General features: G+C 52.2%; 7 protein-coding genes and 1 pseudogene. 2 read left to right on the top strand and 6 right to left on the bottom strand.

Annotated elements, in window-relative coordinates:
* Window positions 1-206 precede the first annotated feature (206 nt).
* Window positions 207-2,459 carry a PhoX family protein gene (locus tag V7028_RS15175; RefSeq protein WP_334120925.1) on the bottom strand — a complete coding sequence of 751 codons (2,253 nt, stop codon included), beginning with the start codon at window positions 2,457-2,459 and terminating at the stop codon, window positions 207-209.
* 208 nt (window positions 2,460-2,667) lie between these two features.
* On the opposite strand from V7028_RS15175, the gene V7028_RS15180 reads away from it, so the two are divergent.
* Together V7028_RS15180 and V7028_RS15185 are read left to right on the top strand one after the other, a co-directional pair.
* Complete coding sequence (locus V7028_RS15180; RefSeq protein WP_334120926.1) at window positions 2,668-3,168, top strand: DUF4864 domain-containing protein; 501 nt, start codon at window positions 2,668-2,670, stop codon at window positions 3,166-3,168.
* Between the two features lies 1 nt (window position 3,169).
* The gene (locus tag V7028_RS15185) at window positions 3,170-3,526 is read left to right on the top strand and encodes a HesB/IscA family protein (RefSeq protein WP_334120927.1); all 357 of its coding nucleotides are present in this window, start codon (window positions 3,170-3,172) and stop codon (window positions 3,524-3,526) included.
* A gap of 119 nt (window positions 3,527-3,645) precedes the next feature.
* Here the strand turns inward: V7028_RS15185 and V7028_RS15190 are convergent, their stop codons facing one another.
* The 5 genes and pseudogenes from V7028_RS15190 to V7028_RS15210 all read right to left on the bottom strand — a co-directional run.
* Window positions 3,646-3,945, bottom strand: coding sequence for a hypothetical protein (locus V7028_RS15190; protein ID WP_334120928.1), 300 nt, complete (start codon window positions 3,943-3,945; stop codon window positions 3,646-3,648).
* 342 nt (window positions 3,946-4,287) lie between these two features.
* Entirely contained in the window at window positions 4,288-4,734 is a 447-nt protein-coding gene (locus V7028_RS15195) for a TNT domain-containing protein (RefSeq protein WP_442918756.1), read from the bottom strand.
* Window positions 4,673-5,314, bottom strand: a complete 642-nt coding sequence (locus V7028_RS15200; protein ID WP_334120930.1) for an RHS repeat domain-containing protein — start codon at window positions 5,312-5,314, stop codon at window positions 4,673-4,675. The genes V7028_RS15195 and V7028_RS15200 overlap by 62 nt, the downstream gene beginning before the upstream one ends.
* 220 nt (window positions 5,315-5,534) lie before the next feature.
* Window positions 5,535-5,810 carry a DUF6966 domain-containing protein gene (locus V7028_RS15205; RefSeq protein ID WP_334120931.1) on the bottom strand — a complete coding sequence of 92 codons (276 nt, stop codon included), beginning with the start codon at window positions 5,808-5,810 and terminating at the stop codon, window positions 5,535-5,537.
* A gap of 13 nt (window positions 5,811-5,823) precedes the next feature.
* Window positions 5,824-6,294: pseudogene (locus V7028_RS15210) on the bottom strand (hypothetical protein); the annotation flags it as partial.

Here is a 6,294-nt window from a genome sequence, read left to right on the forward strand (position 1 = left end):
GGCATGGACCAATGAAACGGAAATTACGCTGACAGAAAACACCAGCGTTGAATAAACCTGTTTGTACAACTTCACGTCTGTCCCCTGCTTTTTGTTGGTCTGCACTATCTTTATACTCTACCCCTCCCTATCCAGAACGGATTCACCCCGCAGTGCGTGCACACTGCGGGGTGAAAAGGTACTTCGATTGCCGACTGCCCGATTGCTTATTGACCGATCAAACCGCCATCCGTGCGTGTCAGCACAATGGTGGCTGAACGCGGGCGGTTGCCCACAGCAGGCGAGGTTCCCGCAGGTGGATTGCCAAAGGTGCCATCGGCCAGGGTGTAAGGCCATGCGCTGCTTGGCGCGACTGTCAGGTCGCTGGTGCGCTCGCCGGGGTGCTGAATGTTGATGAACAAGGCCTTGCCATCAGGGCTTTCAGTCAAACCGGTGATTTCACACTCCTTGGGGCCCACCACCAAACGGCGCAAGGTACCCAAGGCCCCCACGCGTGTATCAACCGTGCCGCCGCCGTTGGGGTTGGTCACGGTCACCGTGCTGCCATCGCCCACTTGACCCGGAACCGCAGCCACCAACATGCAGTTGGTGGTGTCGGTGAACGCACCGTCGTCAGTTTGAATGTACAGCACGCCTGTTTTTCCAGAGAACCACAAACCATCGGGGCTGGACAATACGTTTTCCGCTGTCAAACCAGACAGGTTCACGTTCGGATTTGTCAGGTCGTCGCTTTCGGCAGCAAACAGGTACACGTCCCAGGCAAAACCAATGGCAGCGGGGTTGCTGGCATCTTCTTTCCAGCGAATGACGTGACCATTGACGTTGCCAAAACTGCCGGAATCGCCCACGCCATCACCGTTGGTGTCGGTGTCAAAGTAAGTCCGTGGGTTGGCGGGATCAGCGACCGTGCGGCTGGTATTGTTGGTCAGGGTCATGTAGACCTCGCCGTTGCGCGGGTTCACGCCGCCCCATTCCGGGCGGTCCATTGGTGTGCCGCCAGCAATGTCAGCAATAATGCGGGTATTCAGGTACTGGTCGGTTGTTCCACCTACGGTGTAGCTGGTACCTGCTGAAGGGTTCAATGTGCCACTGCCTCGAACCGGGGCTTGAACGGTGCCTGCAGTCACTGTGGCCAGGTCGAGCCAGTCACCGGTGAAATCAGCATCGAACTTGGCAACATACAACTTGCCGTTGTCGAGGTACTTGTCGCCAGATTGCAGACCGCCTGTTGCGTCTGCCGGATCCCAATTTGCAGCGGACACGAACTTGTAGATGTATTCGAAACGGGAATCACAACCCATGTAATACACAATGGGCTTGCCAGCCTCTACGGGGCCTACCCAGGCACCTTCGTGTGCAAAACGGCCCATGGCAGTGCGCTTCCTGGGTGTGCTGTTGGGGCGGAAAGGATCAATTTCAACGTTCCAGCCATACGTGAAAATGGCATTGCGGTAGTCTTCGGCAGCCGAAGCACCGCTGATGGTGATGTTCCAGCGGCTAAACGGTTCACCAATCTGCCCGGTTTCGTCGGCAGTGGCCCAGCCTTCACGGCTGGTTTGGCTTGATGAAATGCCGTAGCGACGCAGCGAGGCAATTTCATTGGTGCTTCGGCCCGTGTCATTGGCATTTGCGAAATAGCCTTCCCAGTTTTCTTCACAGGCCAGATAAGTGCCCCATGGGGTGTAGCCAGAGGCACAGTTGTTGATGGTGCCGCGTGTGCGTGTGCCGGCCGGGGAGTACTTGGTGACCATGGCCGCGTTGCTGCGCAGGGGGCCACTGATTTCCATGTCGGTAAAGGTGTGGATGCGGCGGTTAAACACGCTGTTTTGCACCACGCTGTATTGGCCGTCGCTGCCGCGACGCACTTCAACCACGGAAACGCCGTGAATGTACATTTCTTTCAACGATTCATTGGCATCGCGCACACCAGCCACTGTGGTGGCACCATTGGCGTGCAGGAAAATCTCGGTAATGGCTTCGTGGTTGATCACGAGCAAACCGCGTGCACTTTCTTCAGAATCCCAGGCGTTGTCAGCACCCAGGCCAAAGAAGTACATGCCGTCGTGATGATCACCTGCGCGGAACTGGAATTCTTCCGGGTTGTTGGCCGCGTCTGTGCCATCGTTTGCATAAGCGGAAACGCCTGAAGCAATAGGATCGCCCAGCTTGTAAAGCACCCGGAATTGATAACCGTCAGCAACCTGGACCGAATCTGCCAGACTAAGCGGCGTGGAACTGAAACCCACGGCATTTAACTGAGTGCTTCCACCAGTTCCGGGGCTTGCAACAGCACCATCGCCACCGCCGCAACCGGCCAACCCGAGAAACCCCATAGCGGCTACGCCCATGGAGCCCTTCAGCACATTGCGACGGGCGGGGTTTTCAAGCTGCTTGTTGATGATTTGCTGGAATGTGGGGCTGGAAAGGACTTCCATTTCTTTTTTGCTGAGTGATGACATCTCGACCTCCGTTTAAGACCGGACGATTGTCGAATGACCAAGTTACAGCTTCATGAGTTTTTTTTTACGACAATGTGTCAGCTTGAACAGTTGCTGAACAAAGCTGGGAGCGGGTCTTCTGCTTTTCGCCAGAAGCGCCTTGTTTGCGCCGAAAGTTCGTGGCAAACTTGAACGCCAAGCGATTGATTCCATTGGAGGTAGTACGCAGATGTTGAATCAAACCCACGATGTTCCCAGGCGCAAACAAACCTTGGACAAAGAAAGCAGCATCAGGCAAAAGATCTGGAAACTGTGGTTGATCATATTTGCGGTGGGTCTTGCAGCCGCTTTCACAACCAGCCTTGGCCATGCAGGCGAACCCGAAGACCGGCAAGAAACCCGGGCAGTGATCGAAGCCCAACTGGAAGCCTTCAAGCAGGGCGACAGCGCAAAAGCCTTTTCTTATGCAACCCCCAATATTCAAACCATGTTTGGCGACGCTGAAACCTTCATGCAAATGGTGCGTGAGGGCTACGATGTGGTGCTGCAACCAGCCCTGGTGCGCTTCGTGAAATTTCAAACCGATGGAACGAATGCTCTACATGCGGTGCAAATGATCGACCGACAAAAAACGCTTTGGAACGTATACTACGTGTTGCAAAGGCGCGAGGACGGCACCTGGAGAATTTCCAGCTGCGAGACCGAGAAGGCTGAAACCGACCTGATTTGACATGACCACTGACGCAGTAACCCCGATTTGTAACATCGCCCTGACCGATGCAGCCCAGGAACGTATTCTGGACCTGCGCGACAACATGCACAAACCTGCGATGATTCGCCTGTACGTGCAGGGGGGCGGCTGCTCGGGGTTTGAGTACAAAATCGACCTGGCCCGTGAAACAGACGAGGACGACATTCTGGTGCAGATCAACCCCTACATTCACATTTACGTGGACCAGGTCAGCGCGCCGTACCTGGAGGGAACGACTATCGATTACGAGGCACACGCATTGGCCTCGCGATTCGTGTTCAACAACCCGCAGGCGACAAGTACGTGCGGGTGCGGGTCGAGCTTTTCGGTCGAATAAACCACCCAACTGTTTCTGGTTCTATACAAAAGTTAAAAAATGTATAGAATGGGAAACACTATGCCAGCCCAACTGGTGACTTTTTTGAACAGGCTGCGCAATTCTGTTTGATCGAGAGATCAGCGGTACTTGACTTCTTCTTTGAACTCGCTGTACCTCGCTTCCCGTTTCACTTTGCAATCACCATCGCGATATTCCTCTTTCCAAGGTGCATCGGCCACCGGCGAAAAACCGCCTTCACACTTCACTTCTTTTTTGTACTCGAACGGCTTGGATTCGATTTTGATGAGACAAGGACCATCCCAGTATTCCTGCTTGCTTCGTTCCCAATAACCATAATCGCCACCCCAAGCAAACGCTGAGGATGCAGTGAATGCGAAAGTGACCACCAAGGCGGTAAATACTTGACACGGCTTCATGGGTGCTGCCCGAATGCGATTGGATATGGAGGAGTAATAACGAGTGGATGAAGGGGGGTATTACCGCCGTAGTTGAGCCGCTGGTTGCCTTTGAATTTAAAGCTGATCAAAATTACTCTTCGACAAACACTCTAAACGATAAAGGATCTTTAACCGAAAATCGCCCAGCATCTACATCCACGATTAGGTTGTAACAGTCACATGAAACGGCATTTTTGGGCTGAGAATTCAACACCGAACCGCACTTCAAACATTCGTAGCGTACGTTCATACCGACAGGCGGTGAATCAATGCGAAAATTTTTAATGTAAACTTTTTTTATCAAAATAAACTCCGTCTAATTTAACTGCCTGGAATTTCTCGTCCAATCACTTCAATTTGGCCACTATCAATATATTTTTGAATTGGCAGAGGTATCTCATGCTGAATGCCTCCTCCCAACTCACCAAAATACGGAGCAGCAGGGCCACTTGGAACCTCCGGAATTTCCTTGACGACTTTATATACGGAAAGTGGTCGAGCATCTGTGCCTGGAGGCAAAGCTCTCATCGGATATGGAACATCCTTGGGAGCAACAAAGGTCCCATAGTCACGGAATACGCCATTCTCACCAACAAAGCCGCCGTAACGACTTATTTCATACCCTTCTGGCAATGTCTGATTCACTGGAGCTTTAGCAAATCCTCGATTCGGCGGCCAGTAAAGCTGTAACCTACATTCATCTTTGCTACTCAACCCCCACGGATCCACCCATGTCATGGGGTTGGGTGCGTACTGGTAGGCATTCATTCCGCCCAGCAAGCCGATCGGGTCTTGCGTGGTGAACTGCCCGCATTCGACGGTCGTAATACCGATGCCGGTTGTAGTGTAGCCCTGTTTTGCTATCGAAGTATTGGCCCTGAAACCGCAGTGGGTTGTCCACTTCGTTCACGTGCGCAAGGGCAAGTGCGCCGTAGGTTTTGAAGCTGGCTGACCACACCACTTGCGCACGGGCGTTGGTGATTTCTCGCGGCGTGCCGATGTGGTCGGTGTGGTAGTGAAACACCTCGTTGTTTTGAACCAGTGCCAGTGGTTTGAAGCTGAAGGGTTCAAACAAATACGTGCGGCTGGGGCGTTCTGAATTGCTGTTTAACTCACCCAGCAATACGTCACCGTTCCAGTAAAAATGCGTGTTGCCGCTTTCACTGGTTTTCGAAATCCGTCTGCCCAGTGCGTCGTAGGCGTAGCGGGTTACAACACCTGCAACATTGACTTCCACCAGCTGGTTTTGGGCGTTGTAACTGTAGCGGGTTACTTGCCCCTGGCGTGGGCCGCGTTCGACAATTTCTTCGGTGCGGTTGCCGCGTTCGTCGTAGGTGAACCTTCGCATGCCTTGACGCTTTAGCCGGTTGCCCGGTGCTTGCTGGGGCCTGCGGGCGTTGGGGCTGGAAGGTTTGGAGCCCTAAGTGCGCGGCATCTTCAGCGTCACCGTGCGTGGCTTTTAGCAGACGCTTTTGCATCTGATTGCTTACCTAAGGACTTACAGCTCTCCATCAAATTAATAGCCATTATTAAAACTCGCTTACGCGGAATTTTGCAGGCTTCAAGTTTCACCTCAAAGAATCGTATAACTCTCGCCTTAGCATTTCTAATTGATTATTTTCATCTATCAGCGGCTTACCATTTTCATAAAAAACAAAATCTGAAAAGGACCCCATTCCGCCGAAAATTCGTCTGAGCTGGGCCTTAACATTAGCGCGCTCCAGGTCATTCACGCAATCATTTAAAGACTGCTGAAAAGACCTAAAGGACTTAGACCAGTTAGTCTCTTGTGTCGCTTCAAGCAAGACTATGATCTCTTGTAAAATCAATTCGGTGCTTTTCATTTTTATATTCCCATCACTTTAAAGGCCAACTTTCCAAAACTTCCACACCTTCAAGCAGCCACGGTTTCTGAACTACGATTTGTTGTGTTCCTCCCACATAATGACCTCCCTGCGAGGCTACCCGACCAGTATGAACAGTCGTTCCCTTGGGAATCTTAATTTTAAAACCTGTATCTATGGGTGATTTCGCTCCTCCGGGCCACTCCGGCAACACAGCTTTATCAATTCGAGTTTGTATTTCGCTCACAGGAGCGTCCCTGGAAAAGAATTGACCAAGCGGTCTATCAGACGTACCCGCTCTGTACAACACCAAATCCTCATCCAGAACACGGGAAGAGTAACGTCCACCTTCAAATGTGCCTGCGAGATCATCCGGCAGTCGCTCTAATTTTTTAGCTTGTTCATTCTGAACAACCTGATCTTTACAACTCAACCCCCACGGATCCACCCATGTCATGGGGTTCGGTGCGTACTGGTAGGCGTT

Source organism: Limnobacter sp., from assembly GCF_036846585.1.
GTDB lineage: Bacteria > Pseudomonadota > Gammaproteobacteria > Burkholderiales > Burkholderiaceae_B > Limnobacter.